This window comes from Frederiksenia canicola, from assembly GCF_011455495.1.
GTDB lineage: Bacteria > Pseudomonadota > Gammaproteobacteria > Enterobacterales > Pasteurellaceae > Frederiksenia > Frederiksenia canicola.
In genome coordinates this window covers 234653-254519 of the sequence record NZ_CP015029.1, presented here as the reverse complement: position 1 = coordinate 254519, position 19867 = coordinate 234653, and the positions used below count along the sequence as shown (strand labels likewise).

The 19867-nt window shown below is 44.6% G+C and carries 13 protein-coding genes; 2 read left to right on the top strand and 11 right to left on the bottom strand.

Annotated elements, in window-relative coordinates:
- Positions 1-39: 39 nt before the first annotated feature.
- The 11 genes from A4G17_RS01180 to rluC all read right to left on the bottom strand — a co-directional run bounded on the left by A4G17_RS01180 (position 40) and on the right by rluC (position 15409).
- Positions 40-2010, bottom strand: a complete 1971-nt coding sequence (locus A4G17_RS01180) for a vWA domain-containing protein (protein ID WP_123956852.1) — start codon at positions 2008-2010, stop codon at positions 40-42.
- Positions 2010-3020, bottom strand: coding sequence for a hypothetical protein (locus A4G17_RS01175; protein ID WP_123956851.1), 1011 nt, complete (start codon positions 3018-3020; stop codon positions 2010-2012). Before A4G17_RS01175 ends, A4G17_RS01180 begins: the two co-directional genes overlap by 1 nt.
- A gap of 12 nt (positions 3021-3032) precedes the next feature.
- The gene (locus A4G17_RS01170) at positions 3033-5720 is read right to left on the bottom strand and encodes a putative virulence factor (protein WP_123956850.1); all 2688 of its coding nucleotides are present in this window, start codon (positions 5718-5720) and stop codon (positions 3033-3035) included.
- The gene (locus A4G17_RS01165; protein ID WP_123956849.1) at positions 5717-8740 is read right to left on the bottom strand and encodes a virulence factor SrfB; all 3024 of its coding nucleotides are present in this window, start codon (positions 8738-8740) and stop codon (positions 5717-5719) included. The genes A4G17_RS01170 and A4G17_RS01165 overlap by 4 nt, the downstream gene beginning before the upstream one ends.
- 21 nt (positions 8741-8761) lie before the next feature.
- Positions 8762-10342, bottom strand: coding sequence for an SrfA family protein (locus tag A4G17_RS01160; RefSeq protein WP_123956848.1), 1581 nt, complete (start codon positions 10340-10342; stop codon positions 8762-8764).
- Positions 10343-10482: 140 nt separating this feature from the next.
- Positions 10483-11241 carry a class I SAM-dependent methyltransferase gene (locus A4G17_RS01155; protein WP_123956847.1) on the bottom strand — a complete coding sequence of 253 codons (759 nt, stop codon included), beginning with the start codon at positions 11239-11241 and terminating at the stop codon, positions 10483-10485.
- Entirely contained in the window at positions 11238-11912 is a 675-nt protein-coding gene (locus tag A4G17_RS01150; protein ID WP_123956846.1) for a M15 family metallopeptidase, read from the bottom strand. Before A4G17_RS01150 ends, A4G17_RS01155 begins: the two co-directional genes overlap by 4 nt.
- Positions 11913-11927: 15 nt before the next feature.
- Positions 11928-13058: a succinyl-diaminopimelate desuccinylase gene (gene dapE, locus A4G17_RS01145; protein WP_123956845.1), complete on the bottom strand. Its 1131-nt coding sequence runs from the start codon at positions 13056-13058 to the stop codon at positions 11928-11930.
- Positions 13055-13402, bottom strand: a complete 348-nt coding sequence (locus A4G17_RS01140; RefSeq protein ID WP_123956844.1) for an ArsC family reductase — start codon at positions 13400-13402, stop codon at positions 13055-13057. The genes dapE and A4G17_RS01140 overlap by 4 nt, the downstream gene beginning before the upstream one ends.
- A gap of 114 nt (positions 13403-13516) precedes the next feature.
- A complete protein-coding gene (folP, locus tag A4G17_RS01135) occupies positions 13517-14359 on the bottom strand; it encodes a dihydropteroate synthase (protein ID WP_123956843.1) in 843 nt (280 codons plus the stop codon).
- Positions 14360-14449: 90 nt separating this feature from the next.
- Positions 14450-15409 carry a 23S rRNA pseudouridine(955/2504/2580) synthase RluC gene (gene rluC / locus A4G17_RS01130; protein ID WP_123956842.1) on the bottom strand — a complete coding sequence of 320 codons (960 nt, stop codon included), beginning with the start codon at positions 15407-15409 and terminating at the stop codon, positions 14450-14452.
- A 139-nt stretch (positions 15410-15548) separates the two neighbouring features.
- On the opposite strand from rluC, the gene A4G17_RS01125 reads away from it, so the two are divergent.
- Both A4G17_RS01125 and rne read left to right on the top strand, forming a co-directional pair.
- Positions 15549-16469, top strand: a complete 921-nt coding sequence (locus A4G17_RS01125; RefSeq protein ID WP_123956841.1) for a mechanosensitive ion channel family protein — start codon at positions 15549-15551, stop codon at positions 16467-16469.
- A 371-nt stretch (positions 16470-16840) separates the two neighbouring features.
- Positions 16841-19816, top strand: coding sequence for a ribonuclease E (rne, locus tag A4G17_RS01120; protein WP_207948556.1), 2976 nt, complete (start codon positions 16841-16843; stop codon positions 19814-19816).
- The last annotated feature ends 51 nt before the right edge of the window (positions 19817-19867 follow it).

Sequence of the window (19867 nt, the reverse complement as noted above, 5' to 3'; positions counted from 1 at the left end):
TCCTTGCAAGCGGTCAGCTTCTCGGTATTTTTTGCAAATTTATGGCAACGCTTCAAGCGGCACGGGGTAGACATTATCTTTTGGATCACTGCCTTCGGTGAGCGAAATCCAGCGATCAACATCATCATTATAGGTTTTGTAGTGGCGGAGTTTTTTCTTCAAATCCATAATGAATTTTTCTTGTTGCTGAGCCCCCATACTTTTCCACGAATCTTCATCAATGCTAGTTACTTGGCTTTTATACGGAATACCATCTAAGTATTCGCCCAACAAACCAAGATCTGCAATTTTCGTTGCTCCGCCTTGTTTGATTTTATTCGGATCTTGCCCCATTGCTGCTGCAACGGAACGCAGCTGTTTGAACATATCGTCAGGTGCAATTAAACCGCTGGTTGCGGCATCTGAAATATTTTTCACTACTTCGCTGAGTTCACTTAACTGTGCTTTAGTAAACAGCACCCGTACTTCGGCAGTTGGGGTATTTTCTTTAACAAAATCACGGTCGCTGATCCATGCTTTGAACACTGGTGGTGCAGTTTGACCTGTTGTCCGACCTAAATAAGCGAGACGCATCGCCTTACCGACTAATACGGCATCTTCTTCTAGCTCATTAGCGGGCTTTTTCTCTTCTTCTTTTGCCCCTAAGGAGCTGCCCGCTGCCATTTCGCCTTTATAGGCAAGCTTCACATCCGTAGTTAAGGCTTTGGCAAGAGAGCTAACTTTTTCACCAAACTCATTCACATCGCCTGCATTCACTGGGTAGTACAACGCTTTGTTGATGTAGTTATTAAATGCCAAATCGTTATATTGGCTTGCTGCTTTATCGTGATTGTTTTTGCCTGATGGGGTTTTTAAGTGCAGGGCATAAACCGCAACCCCTTTGTGCTGAGCTTCTAATCTCAGTTGTTTGGCATCCATTCCCGTGGTGGAAATTGGGTTATCGCCTTCGATCGCCCCCGCATCGGTAATCAGCACAATATAGCGGCCGCCAAAATTGTTCCAATCAATCTCTTTCAACGCTTGGCTAATACCGGCATAGGCATCTTCACTAAACTCTTTACTAGACACTTTGGCTTGTTTTAGGGAAGCGACTTTGTCCATAAAGTCTTTGCCATCTTTCACCGTATTCGGATCCACAAACATTTTGGATGTGTACTCTAAGCCTGGAACCGCTTTAGTGCTAGAGCGGAAAGCGACTAAGCCAAATTTCACCTGTTCTTGTAGATTTTCCTTTTCAACTTGAGCGTAAAGTTGTTTAACGGCTTCTCGAGTGCGGTTAATATAAGGATCCATTGAAATGGTAGAGTCGATCACAAATACCACCGCCGCTTTGAAGCCAGTGACTTCACCCGTTTGAGCATTGTTATTTGCAGGCTTTGCGGTGGCTGGGTTAGTTTGTGCCGTTGGCTCTTTTTTCGATACGGAGGCAATTTCTAAAATTCGCTCGTAGAAACCGTCATTATTCATCACTTCTTCGCCTTGCAAAATGGGCAACAAGTAGAAGTTCTTTTGGAAATCGACAAACTCTTTTGGCTCTTGTGCCACAATGTTTTCGGCATTGCCTGTTTTCGCTAAGTTGTCGCGAATCTGTTTGATGCTATCAGCTTTTTTATCTGATGAAATTATACCTTCTAGTGCGGTTTTATCTTTAAAAAAGAGGAGCGGATCTCGCCCAACTGGGTTGGTAAACGTCAATGTCATTTGGATATTCCAAGGTACTGCACAGTTTGCATCTAACCAGCCAACGGTTTTTCCAAATTCATCAGGCCCCACTTGCAACCATTCTTGGTTATTCACTGTTTGGCGTGCATAAACATAGTAACGAGAAAAGGCAGGGATTTTCTTGCCGTCTGCTTTTCCCGCAACATCAGATAAGGCACAGGTTGGGGTGCTTAGCACTCGTTGAAATAAGGTTTGCTTGCCTTCTTGTTTGAGAGGCTGTGGATTAGCTAAAACGGCGCTGCATAATCCAAACGTCGTTAGGGCTAAAAGGCTTAGTTTCTGTTTCATTATTTTTTCAACTCTTCAATACGTTTTTTGGCTTCTTCATTGTTTGGATTGGCGGCTAATCCCGTTTCATACCAATACAACGCACTTTCTTTGTCTAACTTAAAGCAGCCATCGCCTTTAGAGAAAGCCGCGTCATACTCTTTGGCATAAGCAAAGGCAATTTCTGCATTACCACTTTCGGCTTTATTGGCATAAAGACGCTGAGCAATACCGCAGGCTTTGGCGTTTTTTGCATTCTCAATAATAGCTAATAATTGTTTGGTGTCTGGATTGGTTTTTAAGCAGGTTTGCAAAAAGCTCAGCTCGTCGCCACCTGCTTGAATCTCACAAGCGGTCACTTCTGGCGATTTTTTTGCAACTTCATCGGGGTTCTTATTTAATAGCCACCAAGCAACGCCCCCTGCAATGGCTAACAAGAGAATGAACAACGTAATAAGGGCTACAGGGCTCTTCTTTTTCGTTTCAGGTACAGTAGGAAGAGGAGGTTCTTCAATGGCAGGCTCTTCAACGTTGGCTTCTGTTATTTCAGGTTCAGCAGCAACTTCCGTTACAATTTCTGGCTCAGCCATCACATCAATTGGCTCTTCTACGCTGATATTTTCTTTCACTTCCGTGGCGATATCTGGTTCGACAATATCTCGAACATCTTCTTCACGAGATGAATCACCACCTGCGGAAGAGGCCAAAATATTACCTAAAAAGCGGATCACGCCACGATCCGTCAAATTGTCGCTTTTTGCCCACAGCAAATATTGGGTATTGCCTGCCTGTTGAACGAGTGCGTCAATCAGCCAAGGACCAACAGTACCTTGTAAGGCTTCCCCAGTTTCGGTTAAGCCACTCACCTTGTGCCAAACGGGTTCGGGGTTCCATTGTTCACCTTGGGCAAAATAGTGTTGATCTTGGTTGCGTTGTACTGCAATTTCTAAGTCAGCACTGCCTTTCCAGCGTTTAATTTCGATATCCGCATAGCCAGGTCTATTTTCTTTTAATTCGACAATAATTGGCATAATTTCCTCTGCTTAAATTTTTGATGTGGTAAAGCGGTTTAAAATGTCGCCTAATTTGGCATTTTGAGCCGCATCAATCTCACGACCCGCACTGTGCCCTGCATTTTGTTCACAAATTGCCCCAAAGGCCACAAACCAGTCGAACAGATAATCACGGGTAAAGGTGCTTGGTTGTTCACTGAGTTTCGGTAAACCGTTGACCATTTCTACTGCTTTGGTTTCAAAAACCGCTTGCCCTGCAACCGCACGGCTCGCTGGACGTTGTGCCGTTGGTTGTTGAATAAACCCGAGCCATGCCAAGAAATCTGAAATTTGGGTATGCACGGTAAACACTTGACGTTCTGCCACTTGGTCACGTTTATAGCCCGCATTTTCATTTTGCAAAATGGCTTCAGAAAGTGATTCTTGCAATTTCAGGCGGGTGGCGGCGGTAATTAATTCGCCGACTAATTCATCAAGAACTTTGCGGTTTTCACCATTAAAGCGGAAGAATCGCATTAAGTGCTCGTTTGCGGAGAAGCTGCGAAGATGCTCAATCCATGCTTTGAACACGGCTTGAGCAAAACGTGACTTCATCGCGGGTGCGGTATTTTCTTGCTTTTCAGCACTAGGATCTAACGTCGGTGCCTCACCAAAAATATCTAGTGTGTTGCTATCACCAAAATCAAAGCTCATATCAAAGCTTGCCACAGCAGCATTATCCACAGTTGTTTCGCCCGTTTCACTGCTCTCATCTAAATCGACAGAGTGGTACAAGGAGAAAATGGTGTCGTATGGGAGCTGGAATAAGCGTAATAATTCACCAAGAAATAAGGAGCGACCTTGTAATTCCTTAATGATTGCTTGTGCAAGCTGACGCTTTTTATTGACCTCTTCTGCACCGTCGCTTTGATACCACGAGCTGAAACGTTGTTCAACTAGTTGAATGGCTTGGTTTAGTTGCTCAATAATACGTTTTTGCTTTACTTCGGGCGATGAAATCGTTTCAAGATAATCGCTGATCCCTTTCATACCGCCATCATTGAGTTCTAACATAGCATTCCATTTAGCTTCAGGGTTTTCAACGTGGCGTTGAATTTCGGTATCTTGGGTGAAGGTCTTTTTCATTAAATCTAACTGAGCTCGCTCGTTGTCATTAATGCTAAGTTCTTGACCGTTTTCCACATTGAGAAATGGCACTTTGAATCCTGGTTTACGCACCAAAAACATATTGTTGAACGGTTTATCGTCCGCCCAATTTTTAAACCAGTCGTAGTGGCCAAAACGCTCTAAAATGGTTTGTTTAAGAAGACCATCACTACCCCAGCTAATTTTTAGGTTTTCTTCGGTCGTAGTCAGTTTATCTTGAATGCGAATATCAAATTTGGTGACTGCCCAAAGTAAGCCCGGTTTTCGTCCATGACGAATTTCAGCGGATTCGCCCTGTGTTTTGTTGATCCAACGCTCTAAGACTGGGCCAACATCGTTTACTTCTGACTGTGTATTACTTGGCGTACACATGATTAAGATATTCATTTCTTGGCTATCAGTATAACGCTCAAACAGATAAGCCACTTTACCTCGCAAGATGAGCTGCGAAACAGGGTTATCTGCAGTAATTTGAGTGATGTTCATACGCCCGCGATAGCCAGGGAAATCCAATAAATCGATATTCTCAACGACAGGCACTCGGGTTGCATTCATTAGCGGGAATACCAATTCAGCGGTGAGAATGGTGAGCTGCGAAAGTGAGATCTCAACAGGTTCAGCAATTTCGTCTTCACTGGCTTTTGGGCATACCGTAATTTTTTCATCACGGCTTGTGCCTAGTCGCTCCACCATATCGACGTTCATAATGCTGTCCGCTTTCGAAATACCGCCACCTTCTTTTTCTTTGATAACGGCAGTTAGCGGCGCATAGACCGTTGAAGCGTGTCCAAGTACAGATAATGTTTTGGCAAACTGGATGTACACATCATTAAATTCAGGAAACTCACCCCATAAAATCGAGAAGAGGGTTGCACGATCTTCAATGGCTAATTTCGGGGCTAAAGCGGTCGATTTTGCCCAGTAATTTGCATTTAATGCCGAGAGCGATTTGCCAAAGTTATCCGTCGCGTAATCTTGTAAATCCACCACATCATCTTCGGTTAAACCGCCAAATGAACGGGTTACGGCTTTGTTACTGACTTTCTTTAAAATGTCGTTGATTTTGTTTTGATCGCAAACGTAGTCTAATTTCTCTTTATCAAAATCGTTAAAAAAGGAGTTTATTAAGATTTTGATTATTTCCACTTCGCTGAAAATTTGCAGTTTCAACGGATAACCACGAATACCGCCAGTGGCATTGCGGCTAAAACGAGTCACTAACCCCGTAGCTTCCTTACCGCCACCTTCAGGGTTAATGTGTTCAACGAAATCCAAGGTTTTACCATCAAACTCTGTTTGGAGTTTTCCTTGTTTATCGGCAGCAAGTGCAGAAATGAGATAGGATTTACCCGCTTGTGAAAGTCCGAAAAAGCCTGCTGTCACAGGATGTGATGAAGATTCCCCTAAGCGTTTTGCCGTATTGCGTAAACGACGTAGCTCTAAAATTAGGCTGTCTGCTTCGTTATCTAGTCGTTGGCTTTGTGTACGGTTATCTGACACCCACTGAATCGCACTTTGTGAACCTTCAAAGAGATTATGCCAAGAGCCAACTAGTTTTTCTGTATTACTCATCTTTTTACACTTCCACTATCAAGCCAATATTGTGAATCATTTAATCCAGCATCTAACATTGTATTTAATTGCAGCTTAACATCGTCTTTACGCACACTTCTGCCATCACTTGCTTGGATCTGTTTGATTTCAAGGGTTTCGCTGTAATTGCCTTTCTCTCGGGTTTTCGCCACTTTGAGTGAAACATTAAGCACCACGCCACTTCCCGCTAAACGTTCCCTTAATTCAGGGTTTTCAATACTTAACGTATAAAGTGGTGCAGCGGTCCAACGTTCAACATTTAATTGGCGGAAACCAAGGCGAGTTTTACCACGCACTTCAAATTCATGATCAGGGAAATCATAATCTTCATTATCCAAATTCACGTCGGCGTAATAGACATCGCTTTCTTGAATGGTATTGTTGTTACTTAATAAGCCAATGTATTTCACCGTTGAATAAGCTTTAATTGCAATGGATCTAAAGAAGAAATTTGGAATCCGAGAGTTTTTACTCAAGAAACATAACATCGCCCCAACGGCTGCCGTTGTTTTCGGGTCATCAATTCTGCCTTGTTTATGGAATGGATACCAACTGCCTGTTTTATAATGATGTAATGGCAAAATTCGCCCAACAGGAAGCGGTAAGCGAGATTTAAAATAGGCTTGAACCCCTGGTAAGCGAGACGGTCGCCCAGTCAGCAACAACACATCACATTGGTAGCTATTCACGATTTCACATAACGATTTGAAGGTTTTACAAATGTCGTAATGTTCATTCATAAATAGGAAGTGAATTTGCGCAAGGTTCACTTTGACAGGCACATCCAAAATATTAAATGGTTTGCCCAATTCGCGTGAAATCGGTTGGTTAATATAGTTTAAAACACTTTCTGTTGGCGGATCGGCTTCTGCCAATAAGCTTGCAAAAGTGGCTCCAGACAAGCGATTTTCTGTCGAGAAAATATCATATTCCTCATATTCTTTGAGAATACGAAGCCCAATAGGGCTGAAGATTTGCAAGGTTAATTGTTGGCGAAGTAAACGATCTTGGACTTTTAAAACTTGGGTGCCGATCAGTTCCGATAAAATAGGATCAGGATCTTTTAAGCCCGCCGCTTTTAGTCCGTCCGCCAATGATGGAATAACCACATCACGAATCATATCAAGCAGAATATCATCCCCTGCCACTTTAAAACCGTCTCGGAAACGTTGCGTTGGAATGATATAAGCATTACTGCCAGAACGCCCGTTTTCACCGTAGTCAAGATGATAGTCGTTGATCACTAGATCGGTAGTGCCGCCACCAATATCAATCGTGGCAACTGTCATTTTTGTCTTATCGGCTTTATCAGGGCGAACTATCGCTGAAATAAAGGCTTCAGGGCGACCTGCATAGTTATTTTGTGTTTCGTTAAATAAGTACACAATCTGACCGCTTGTTGCTTCATCCCATTGAATATGTACTTCAGGCAATACTGGCCAATACTGCTCACGACTCTCTTTCGTAAAGAAATCAATATCGTTGTCGGTTTTATCCCAGCCAAGACTTTTCCATACTAAACCAATAGCTTCTAACATATTGCCACGGAAAATTTCTCGCTCGGGTTTTGGCATTGCAGGCGGAACGGTCAAAATAATTGAACGCAAAAATCGAGGTGTTTTAGCATGCTCTAGTTTTGAACGCTGAGCAGGACTGTTGATTTGCATCAAGGCTTGTAATAACACTTCAGACAGCATAAAAGTCATCAAGGAGCTGCGTGAATAGTGCGGTTGGAACACGGGCATTTTACGTTCAAATTCTTCTTCAACATCATCACGTAAGCGGTATAACGCTTCACCATATTCGTTAATCAACCCTGACAGTGGCGCTGCGGTTGCATAAGGTTCTGCATCGGTTTTTACATAAGATGAATTAAAACGCCAGCCTTGTTCGTAGCGTTCTGTATCCCAAAGATAACGTTTCGGGCTGGATAAACCCGTTGAGCCTTCATTCCCTTCACGGCGAGATGCTAAACGCCCCGCTTCCTTACCAACACGCACAATAGTCGGCCATTGGAAGGCATCACGACGTCCACTTTGTACGGAAAAATGTTCCTTACCGAAAAAGGCTTGGGCAAATTCTACCCGACTTTCAAACGGTTCGTTATAGCAATGTTCTGGACGGGAAAGGTCACGAATTTCCAGCTCGTAACGTTTTTTCATTCCGTCTTGTTCTTGTTCGTGATCTTCAATCAAAATACCGCAGGTACGAGAGTTTCCCACATCCAAAATCATATCAACGGGAATGGCCTTGGTAATGTCATCACGTTTGTTTGAGGCAATTTTAAAGCGAGGAATTTCAATTTCTTCGCCAACCAAGGCAAGTAAATTGAGATAGTGCCCTTGATGAACACGGTTGTTGATATCGAGTGCTAAATCATCAGGGTGAATTTTTAAGCGATCTGGCTCTGGAGCAAGTTCGGTAAACAGTTCAAGTAACCAATCATTGATCCATTTGAAATCCAAGAACCAAGAAATATGGTTCGATTGATAGGCAAAAGAGAAAGTTGTCCCTGAACGGACATCTTCATCTGTTGGGGCTAAATAGGCCGTGTTTTGATTATTACTGAAAATTTTAGTATCAAATGCAAGGGTAACTCGATGTGAATTACCGTCATTATCTGGCGTATCCAGTTTGATAATTCGCATTCTTGCCCAGTTATAAGGGCCTTCATCAAAGCGATCAGGTGGAATACTGCGTAATACTGGGACGGGTAACCAAACGCCATCAAACAGTTTGAGTGAGTCTTCAACGCTAATTTCCTGTTCAACACGCACCATCATGTCAGGCTTAGCGGAATCGCAATATCCTTCTCCGGTTTTGCTCAACAGTAAGCGACGCAATGGTCCGTGATTAGCAGAAGAAATAAAGTTACCCATATTCTTCTCACGCCATACTTTGTCTTTCCAGTCAATTTTCAGAGCAAAATCAATAAATTGAATACCACTATTCATTACTAAGGAAAGTTCTTTGCCATATTGTTGTAAATCTGGAAGCATGAGTTACCTTCTTAATTTGGATTAATTTGTTTTCATTGACATTGGAAAGGCTTTGCCTGAGCCATAGCTACCGCTACAGTCAGCCACACCAGATGTAGTCGGTTTGCAAACAACGTTTGGCAATTGATAGGTTGAACCGTCAGTACAATTCGCAATACCAGCATTGTTGATATTCAACCCGCCTTTGGCTGCGGCAGCATTTACCGCACCTGAACAGGTGACGCCATCACCACGACTTAAGGTTACTTTGCCTTGACCATCTTTAAAGCTGTAGCTCAGTTTAAGTGGTTTACCTGTTGCTTTATCTTGAATACCTGCACCGGCATTCCAATTGCCGTTCAAGAAATCCGTTTTGCCTGCCGCTAAGGCAGTTGGATCCAACGCCAATTCTTTAGCCGCTGGAGTATTCGATGGCTGCGAATTTGGATTTCCACCATTGGCGGCATTATTTGCAGGAGAATTTGCTGTATTTTGAGCGGCATTTGGCGTAGCGGTTTCTGGCAGTGTTTGTGTGCCATTTTTGAGTTCATCTGTTTTACCACTATTAGGATCGTTTCCAACCACTGGTGCGGTGGATTTCGTTGGATCCGTCGGCAGGTTTTGCTCTGCAAGCGGTGGGTTTGTGGCTAAATTTTGCAAAAGAGTCGGATCCGTAATCGCTTCGCCTGTTGCAGTATTTACCCAACGATTATTTACCCAGCGGTACGGAATTTTGTTGGCATCCGTAATCACCAGACAGTTTTCACTATTTCGGATCACAATTTTGCCTTTCTCATCACGTAGAATGCCGTCCACTTGATAAAGCACACACGGTGCTTTTTTGTTCGGATTAGCTTTGGCGGTATTGTTTGATGTTGTTTGTGTCGTTGTCGCCGCATTTTTGATGTTGGCTTTTGGAATCCACCATTTGGTGTATAAATAATACCCAAGTAAACCAAGCAGTAACAATAGTGGAAGCCAGAACCACCAACGGGTAAGCAGCCAACGGCATTTATTGTGTTCTTCGATAACGGGTGGGGCAGGAGCGACTTCTGGTGTTGCGACAGGGGCAACGGGCGGTCGAATCGCTGGGCGTAACGCTAAAAACGGGTCATCATAAGGTGATTTATTTTTCTCAATAAATCCCCAACCAGTGATTACGGGGCGATCATTGACTAAATAGATATGTTCTTCGTTGGGAAAGCGAATGGCTTTGAGTTGTTCATTGAACGGTGCATTTTCGGAGTAGAGCAGACGAGAAAAAAGCAGCTGGTCGCCTTTTTGTGTATTGGGCGAATGGGCTAACTCTTTGCCTAAATCTAACATATTGGATTTAAAAATATCCAACTCAGCTAAAGCTTTATCGCGTTCTTCTTGGGTGGCGGATGTCCAGGGAATAATAAAATAGGAGCCGTCTGGATTACTTGATTCAAAGGGAACATACCAATCAATTTTACTGCCTGAATCATTACGTTGTGGAATGGCAAGATATTCCGCCATCATGCGACCACGTTTAAATCGAATGGCGTCACGGAGTTGGCTTGCAACGGTATAGACTGCCTGTCCATCTCGTCCAAGTGCCGTATAGTCCTTTATATCACCACTGCGTAATAAAGTGCTCATAAATTCCCCTTTAATCATATAAAGATACAAAAATTGGTTAAATATTATAAATAATTAGGTCAGTTTTTTATAGTAACTGTCACAATTTATTTATAACACGGCAATAATTGCAAAAAATGATAGGGAAGTGACCGCTTGTATTAGCTTTTAGTAAGATGCGAAAGATACACATCAAACCGATGGTTTTTGGTCTCTTGGCTGAAATCGGGTTTTTGTGCGGCTAAGAAGGGGGCATAGTCGGGGCGTTTAACCACTACCCGCTTGCAGGCGAGCTGTTTGGCAGGTGCAAAGAAATCATCGCTGTCTAAATCCGCCCCCACTAAATGCTGAAATACGCGCATCTCTTTTTTGACCAACGCACTTTTCTGTTTGTGCGGATACATCGGGTCGAGGTAGACCACATCGGCAAAATCCGTCGCAGGATCGAGCTCACTAATGGAACGAACGGGCAATAGCTGCATCCGCTGTTGCATAAATTCGCCGATTTCCGCATCTTGATAGGCTCGCACTAAGCCGTCCTCCAGCAAAGCACAAACCACAGGGTGGCGTTCCACTAATGTCACTTTGCAGCCGATTGCCGCCAGTACGAAGGCATCACGCCCTAAGCCTGCGGTGGCGTCGATCACCGTTGGCAAATAGTCGCCTTTGATCCCCACCGCTTTGGCAACGGCTTCACCTCGTCCGCCGCCAAATTTCCGCCGATGAGCCATTGTACCATCCACAAAATTGACCGCGATTGCCCCTAATTTTGGCTCATCCAGTTTGCGGAGTTCCAAACGTTCGTTGGTTAAAACTAAGGCTAAAATCGCAGAGCTGTCGTGAACAAGCTGCCATTTGTCGCAAATGGCTTGAAATTTGTCTAGGTTGTCGCTCTCGTTAATCAGTTGAATAGCTGTCATAGAATATAGTGTTCAAAAATCTCGTCTAAATGGGCAATCAGTGTGCTTTTGCCTTGAATTTCTTCTCCTTGCCACGCCATTTGCAAAAGATCGGGTGAAAATGACCGCTCGTAAAGGTCAGCAATCGGGAAATAGCTCAAATGCCACGGTTCCACTCCGATTTTTTTGTCGTCTCGCTCCATAAACGGAAAAGAGAAACCGAATTGCTCGGCATTGACCAACAGCCAGTTGGTCAGCTGTTGAAAATAACCACCTGTTTGGTATTCCCACGGCTCAAGCTGCAATTTTTGTCCTGTGGGAAGTAAATCAGGGTCGAAAATATCCACTTCCGTCCCCCAATGATGACGGCTCGCCCCCGGCATTGCCGACCAACGTACGATGGCTTGAATTTTTTGCCAATCATCCAAACCGCTCAAATCAATGGTACAGCCGTTGTCATCGTGAACCTTGCGTTCGCCGCAAAATTTGCCGTTCCAAATCAGTTTCTGCCGTTCAAAATCACGAAAGGTGCTGGCGGGTTGTAAATTAAACCCCGCCGCTTTCGCGGCTTTTTGCATGGTTAAAAATGCCGACACAGCTTCCGCTTGCAAAAAATGATTGGGTGAAAGCGGATTGGGCAATGGCACTAAATGGGCTCGGCTTTTGCCGGTGAGAATTGCAAAATGATTCATTGATCTGACCGCTTGTTAGTTCAAAATTTGCTCGACTATGTGATAATACACTTCCCCACACTTCGCCAAATCGTCCACATCAACACATTCATTGACCTTGTGAATAGTTTTGTTCAATGGTCCAAATTCCACCACTTCGGTGCCCATTAGGGCGATAAAACGGGCGTCTGAAGTGCCGCCTCCCGTGTCTAACTGCGGTGTGATGTTGGTGACGTTTTCCACTGCGTGTACCGCCGTTTCGACTAATTTTCCTTTTGCAGTTAAAAACGGTTTTCCTGACAAGTTCCACTCAATTCGGTGCGATAAGCTGTGTTTTTGCAGCATTTTGGCAACTTTGGCTTTGATGATTTCATCGGTCACTTCGGTGCAGTAACGCAAGTTGAACTGCACATAAAGTTCCCCAGGGATCACATTATTACTGCCCGTGCCAGCCTGAATATTGGCGATTTGTAGACTGGTCGGTGGGAAAAAGTCGTTGCCGTTATCCCATTGATAGGTCGTCAGTTCCTGTAAAAATGCCAGCGACTTATGCACAGGGTTATCGGCTAAATGGGGATAAGCAACGTGCCCTTGCACACCTTGAATGTATAAATTGGCGGTGATTGAGCCACGCCGTCCGTTTTTGAGAATATCGCCTAACTGCTGGCTACTTGACGGTTCGCCCACGATGCAATAATCGACTTTTTCATTGCGAGCCATCAAGGTTTCCACCACTTTCACCGTGCCGTCTTTGGCGGCGGCCTCTTCATCAGAGGTAATCAACAGGGCGATTTTGCCCTTGTGATTCGGGTGGTTTTTCACAAAGGTCTCGGCAGCGATCACCAGTGCAGCGAGTGGGCCTTTCATATCTGCCGCCCCACGCCCGTAAAGCAAGTTATCCACAATGCGAGCTTCGAACGGTGGATAATGCCATGCCGTTTCATCGCCAGCTGGCACAACGTCCGTATGCCCAGCCAACGCAATGCAAGGCTCGCCTTGTCCGTGGGTCGCCCATAAATTGAGGGTATCGCCAAAGGGGAGCCATTCCAGTTCAAAACCGACCGCTTGTAGCCGTTCAGCAATTAGTTGCTGGCAGCCTTGATCATCAGGGCTGATGGATTTTCTTTGGATAAGTTGTTGTGCTAAGGTAATAATGTCATTTTTCATGATTTTAACTTTGCCTGATATTCCGCTGCATCAAAGCCGATTAACGCCACATTGCCTGCAATGACAATCGGGCGTTTGATTAACGTTGGTTGTTCGTTCAGCACTTGTAACGCCGTGTCTTTGTTGAGAGTGTTTTTGATCTCATCCGATAGCCCACGCCAAGTGGTGCTGCGTTTATTGATCAAGGTTTCCCAGCCGAATTTGTCTGCCATTTTTGCCAGCCATTGTGGATCTAAGCCATCCACACGATAATCGTGCAATTGTGGATTGAGCCCGTTGTCATCTAGCCATTTCAGTGCTTTTTTAACCGTGTCGCAGTTTTTAATGCCGTAAACTGTTGTCATCTTTTATTTCCTATTAGTCGCGGTGGACTTAAGTGTCCACCCGTTTGTCATTTGCAAAAAATATGGTGAAACTGACCGCTTGTTGCGGGTGAGCATTTAGATCCGTTCCTGAAGTTAAGCTTCCATCATCGCCCGCCAAATTTTCAAGGCGTCCGCGGTTTCGGCGACATCGTGGACGCGGACGATTTTTGCCCCTTGTTGAATGCAGAGCAAGGCTCCAGCCACGCTGCCGATGATGCGTTGATCGACGGGTTTATCTAGCACTGCACCGATCATTGATTTGCGAGAAAGCCCTGCAAGCACAGGGTAGCCAGAGTCAGCAAATAATGGCAGATGTTTCATGAGTTGATAGTTGTGTTGCACCGTTTTGCCAAAGCCAAAGCCAACGTCTAATATAATATGTTCTTTGGCAATGCCTGCGGTTAAACAGGCAAAAATTCGCTGATTGAGAAACTCGCTGACTTCTTCCACCACATCATCATAATCAGGGCTTTGTTGCATCGTCTGCGGGCTGCCTTGCATATGCATTAGGCACACGGGCAGGGCGAGTTCGGCGGCGGTTTCCAACGCATTCGGTTCTTGCAATGCTCGAATATCGTTGATGATATCCGCCCCAACTTGAGCCGATTGCCGCATGACTTCAGCCTTGGATGTATCTACGGAAATCAAGCAATCAAAGCGTTGGCGAACGGCTTCCACCAACGGGACTACCCGCTGCAATTCTTCTTCAAGGGTCACAATCGGTGCATTTGGACGGGTAGATTCCCCGCCGATATCAATAATATCCGCCCCGTCATTGAGCATTTTTTCTACTTGGAAAAGTGCTTTATCGAGCGAAAAGAATTTCCCCGAATCGGAAAACGAATCAGGCGTGAAGTTTAAAATCCCCATAATTTTCGGGGAGGTGAGATCTAACAAGCGGTCAGATCCTTGCTGATTTTTGAAATGGATTTTCATAGCTAAAAGGTATCGCTCCATTGTAGTGGCGGTTTTAACCCATCTTGATAAATTTGCAAAACTTTTGGCGGATCTAACCGCTTGTAACGGCTATTCCGCTCTCAATTTTTTCAATACACCTTTCAACGTGCTATCCAGTGGGGCGGTAATGACTATTTCCTCATCGGTTTTGGGGTGTTGAAAGCGGATGGAATAGGCGTGTAGGAATAGGCGGTTTAAGCCCGCTTGTTGTATTTTGCTGTCAAAATCTCGGTCGCCGTACTTGTCATCTAGGGCGATGGGGTGGCCAGCAAATTGAGTATGCACACGAATTTGGTGCGTTCTGCCCGTAACAGGGGACGCTTTGATCAGCGTAGCGTTAGCGTAGCGTTCTTCAATCGAAAAACGGGTTTCGGATGGTTTGCCTTCTTCGCTCACTTTGACGATTCGTTCACCGCTCGCCAGTTCATTTTTCAATAATGGGGCTTTGATCACTTTAGTGTGCGATTGCCACTGTCCACGCACCAACGCTAAATAATCTTTTTGTACCACTTTTTCACGCAGTTGCTCGTGTAAGTTGCGTAACGCCGAGCGTTTTTTGGCCACAAGTAAAATGCCTGACGTGTCGCGGTCGATGCGGTGCACTAATTCTAAAAAACGGGCTTCGGGGCGTAATGCTCGCAGGGCTTCGATCACGCCAAAACTCAAGCCGCTGCCGCCGTGCACCGCGATGCCTGATGGTTTGTTGATCACCAACAAGACATCATCTTCATACAAAATTTGGCTTTCTAACTCTGCCACCTTGTTCAATTTAGTCGAAATCGGAGCTTCGTTTTTCTCAGCGACACGGACAGGCGGTACTCGCACTACATCATCGGTTTGCAATTTGTATTCAGGTTTGATGCGACCTTTGTTTACTCGAACCTCACCTTTGCGAACGATGCGGTAAATCAGGCTTTTCGGCACGCCTTTGAGTTTGCTGAGCAGGAAATTGTCTAAACGTTGCCCTGCCTCGTCTTCGCTAATGGTGAAAAATTGTACGCTGGCAGAAATGATTTTATCGGTTGTCATGGCATTTTTTTGTCTTACTAAAATGGGATAAATCCTATCATATTTTGTGGTTGGCGGACGTTGCAATTGCAAAAAATAGCGAAAATCTGACCGCTTGTGATAGAATCCCTGCTCTTTTTTTATATGAACAGGAGATAAGATGAGTAAAGAAACACAAGCTACGGATACTGTGCAGCAAATTGATGTTCAAGCCACGGCAACGAAGGTATTAGAAGAAGTAAAAACTTTGGATTTGGCGAAATTAGACCATTTTTTGTACGACTACATTATTCCTTACGGCACGAAAATCGTCCTTGCGATTGCTATTTTTGTATTCGGTAAATATTTAGCTCGAATCATTAGCCGATTACTTGGTCGAGCGGTCTTGGCATCTAGCAAAGATGAGATGTTGCAAAGTTTTGTGACATCCATTGCCTATTTTTTATTCCTTCTCATTGTGGTGATTGCCGCCCTTTCACAACTTGGGATTAACACCAGTTCTCTTGTTGCCTTAATTGGTGCGGCTGGTTTGGCGATTGGTTTAGCATTACAAAACTCGCTACAAAATTTTGCAGCGGGGGTGATGATTTTGATCTTCAAACCTTTTCGCAAAGGCGATTTTATTGAAGCCGCAGGAGCCAGCGGAAAAGTGGAGCAAATGGGGCTATTGGTATTGGAGTTGCGGACAGGTGACAACAAAACCGTGCTAGTACCGAATGGCAAAGTCTTTGCCGACAGCATTGTGAACTATTCTCGCAACGAAACTCGCCGTATCGATCTGATTTTTGATATTAGTTACGATGCGGATATTGAAAAAGCGAAAAGCATTATTGCGAAAGTGCTGTTTGATGACGAAAATGTCTTAAATCACCCAGAACCAACGATTGCGGTGGGCAGTCTTGCACCAAGCAGCGTACAGCTTTTTGTTCGCCCGTGGGTGCAAACTTCCAAATATGCGTCAACTCAATTTGATTTGCTGGAAAAAGTGAAAATGGAGTTTGATAAAGCCGGCATTGGCATTCCATTTAACCAATTAGATCTGCATTTGCCAGATAACGTGGAAATTGTGCGTAAAGCGTAATTGCCGACAAGCGGTCAGATAAGCGGAATTTTTTGCAAATTCCGCTTTTTCTTTTTCCAAATTTATGCCTATTTGCCTTTCTATTTTTTGCTTAAAATGCCATAATGATTCGCTTTTTTTGCCTGTCAGGCTGCTCGGCAGTTTTGCAAAAAACAGGCGAAATCGCACCGCTTGCAAGCCATTTCTGCAAGTGCTAACGGATTGATTCTGCAACCATTTTTTGAGTGTAAGACGGTAATTAATCGTTTTAACATCCTTTCGTAAATGATGTTAGTGCCTTTTAATTCCAGACAATCGGGAGATTGGCTTACGCGTTGAAGCGGAGAAAGGGCGAAAGGATGACATAATCAACAACAATAATGAGAAACACAATGAAAAGAATGTTAATCAATGCAACTCAGAAAGAAGAGTTGCGTGTTGCCCTTGTCGATGGGCAGCGACTGTTCGACTTGGACATTGAAAGTCCGGGGCACGAGCAGAAAAAAGCGAATATCTACAAAGGAAAAATCACTCGCGTTGAGCCGAGTTTAGAAGCGGCATTTGTCGATTACGGTGCAGAACGTCACGGTTTCCTTCCTCTCAAAGAAATTTCTCGAGAATACTTCCCTGAAGGTTATGTGTTCCAAGGTCGCCCGAATATCAAAGATATTATCCAAGAAGGGCAAGAAGTCATCGTCCAAGTCGGAAAAGAAGAGCGTGGCAATAAAGGGGCAGCACTGACGACTTTCATCTCCCTTGCGGGCAGTTATTTAGTGTTAATGCCAAACAATCCAAGAGCAGGTGGGATTTCTCGCCGCATTGAAGGTGATGAGCGTTTGGAACTCAAAGAAGCCCTTGATTGCTTGACGGTGCCTGACGATGTGGGGTTGATCGTGCGTACTGCCGGTGTCGGCAAGTCGCCAGAGGAGCTGCAGTGGGACTTAAAAGTGTTGCTACACCATTGGGAAGCCATTAAACAAGCAGCACAATCTCGTCCTGCACCATTTTTAATTCACCAAGAAAGTGATGTGATCGTGCGTGCTATTCGCGACTATCTCCGTCGTGATATTGGCGAAATCTTAATTGATAACAAAAAAGTGTTCGAAAAAGCGAAAAATCATATCCGCTTGGTGCGTCCTGACTTCATCAATCGTGTGCGTTTATACGAAGGCGAAGTGCCGTTGTTCAGCCACTATCAAATTGAATCGCAAATTGAATCCGCATTCCAACGTGAAGTGCGTTTACCATCAGGCGGTTCAATCGTAATTGATGTTACGGAAGCCTTAACTGCTATTGACATCAACTCGTCTCGAGCCACTCGTGGTGGCGATATTGAAGAAACCGCATTGAACACCAACTTGGAAGCGGCTGATGAAATCGCACGCCAATTACGTTTGCGTGACTTGGGAGGATTGATTGTCATCGACTTCATTGACATGACGCCAGTTCGCCACCAGCGTGAAGTAGAGAACCGCATTCGTGAAGCCACTCGCCAAGATCGGGCTCGTATTCAATTTGGTCGTATTTCTCGTTTTGGCTTGCTTGAAATGAGCCGCCAGCGTTTGAGTCCGTCCTTAAGTGAGGCCTCAAGCCACGTTTGTCCACGTTGCCAAGGTACTGGCAAGATTCGTGATAATGAATCGATTGCGTTGTCGATTTTACGTTTACTTGAAGAAGAAGCAATTAAGGACAATTCCGCACAAGTGCATACCATCGTGCCAGTAGAAATTGCCTCGTACTTATTGAACGAAAAACGCCGTGCGATTAGTGATATTGAAAAACGTCACGACGTACAAGTGGTTGTGGTACCAACGGAATCGATGCACACACCACATTTCAGTGTTTATCGCTTGCGTGAAAGTGAAGTGGTACCAACCTTAAGTTATGATTTAGCCAAACGCTATCAAGAGCGTGAAGAAAATAGCTTGATCTCGCAACAGAGCGAAGATGTGCTAGTCACCCGTAATGAGCCTGTGCTCACGGTGGAATCGGTCTTGCAGAATGCGGAGTTAAATTTACAAGCGGCTCCAACTCCAGCGGCTCCTGCGAAGCCATCGTTACTAAGCCGTTTGATTGCCAAGATCAAATCTTGGTTCTCAGAAGAAGAAAAAGCACCGCAGAAAAAAGGTAAACATAATAAACGCAATCCACGTGATCGTCGTCAGCAACGTCGTGAGCGTCCAAATCGCAATGAACAGCGTCAAGAACGCAAAAATCAAGCGATTGAAGACAACAAAGCTTTACAAAAAGAAGCTCAAGCAGAAACAAAAGCCGAGAGCAAAAAACGCCGTGATGTGGTCGAAGAAGTGGTGAGTGAACGCCAACAGCGTGAAACGGCAAAAGTGGCAGAACGTCGCCAACGTCGTGATTTACGCAAAAAAGTTCGAGTAGAAGGCAACGATGTAGAATCAAAAGCAAGTGAGATGCAAGTCGTTGCTGAAACAGAGACACCAGCAAAATTTGTTGTGCAAGATTCACCGATGTTGCCAACTGAACAATTCGAGATGGCAGAAGCACAAGCGGTCACTTCCACTGAAAAATTTGCAAATAATGACAGCAAAGACGATGCTAACGATTCGAAAGAAAATGGTCGTCAGCGTCGTTTGCCACGTCATTTGCGTGTGGGTGGAAATCAACGCCGTCGCGAACGCCGTGATGAAGTCAAAGCTGTAATGCCATTAGCGGCAGCGGTCGCATCACCCGAGTTTGCAAGCGGTAAGATCTGGGTAAAAGTTTGCGAAACACCGAAAGCGGAGGAGAAAACCGCCTTCTTGTCTGTGGATGAAATGTTGCAACAACAAACTCAACCTGAACAGAAAGAGATTGTGAAAGCAAAACCGAACCCTGATGCGAAATTTGCCGTACCTTTTGGTGGTGTGGTGACACAAGCTACGGATCGTGATTTAGTCAAAGAAAATCATGAACGTAAAAATCATGAAGAAGTCGATGTTGTTTCATCAGATACCGAGCCAAAACCGTTACCTGATGCAATCCAACCATTTGGCTTTGTGGTTACGCAAGAGACCAACCGTGATTTAGTGAAAGAAAATCACGCCCGTCGTAGCGTTAAATCTGCTGCCAGCGTGGCTCAAGCGGAACAAAGTACCGTAGTGGAAGAGCCAGCAAAAACCATTGGCGTTTATCAAAGCAGTTATCAATTTGAAGGTAAACTCGGCACATTCTCTCGCGTACCACATACTAAAGCAGCTATGTCGGTTGCCGCTGCCCCTGTGGAGCAAAGCCCTGCGTTTCCAATTCAAGAGTGGCAACACTCCAAATACTATTTCTATGGTAAAGGATTCGGTGGGCACAGCAGTGCGATCAGCCACGTTTACTCAGTAGCCCGTGTTGCTAGCAGTGTTGAATAAGCACAAGATAGGGATTTTGAACTTTTCTCAGAATCCCTGTTCTAATTAGAT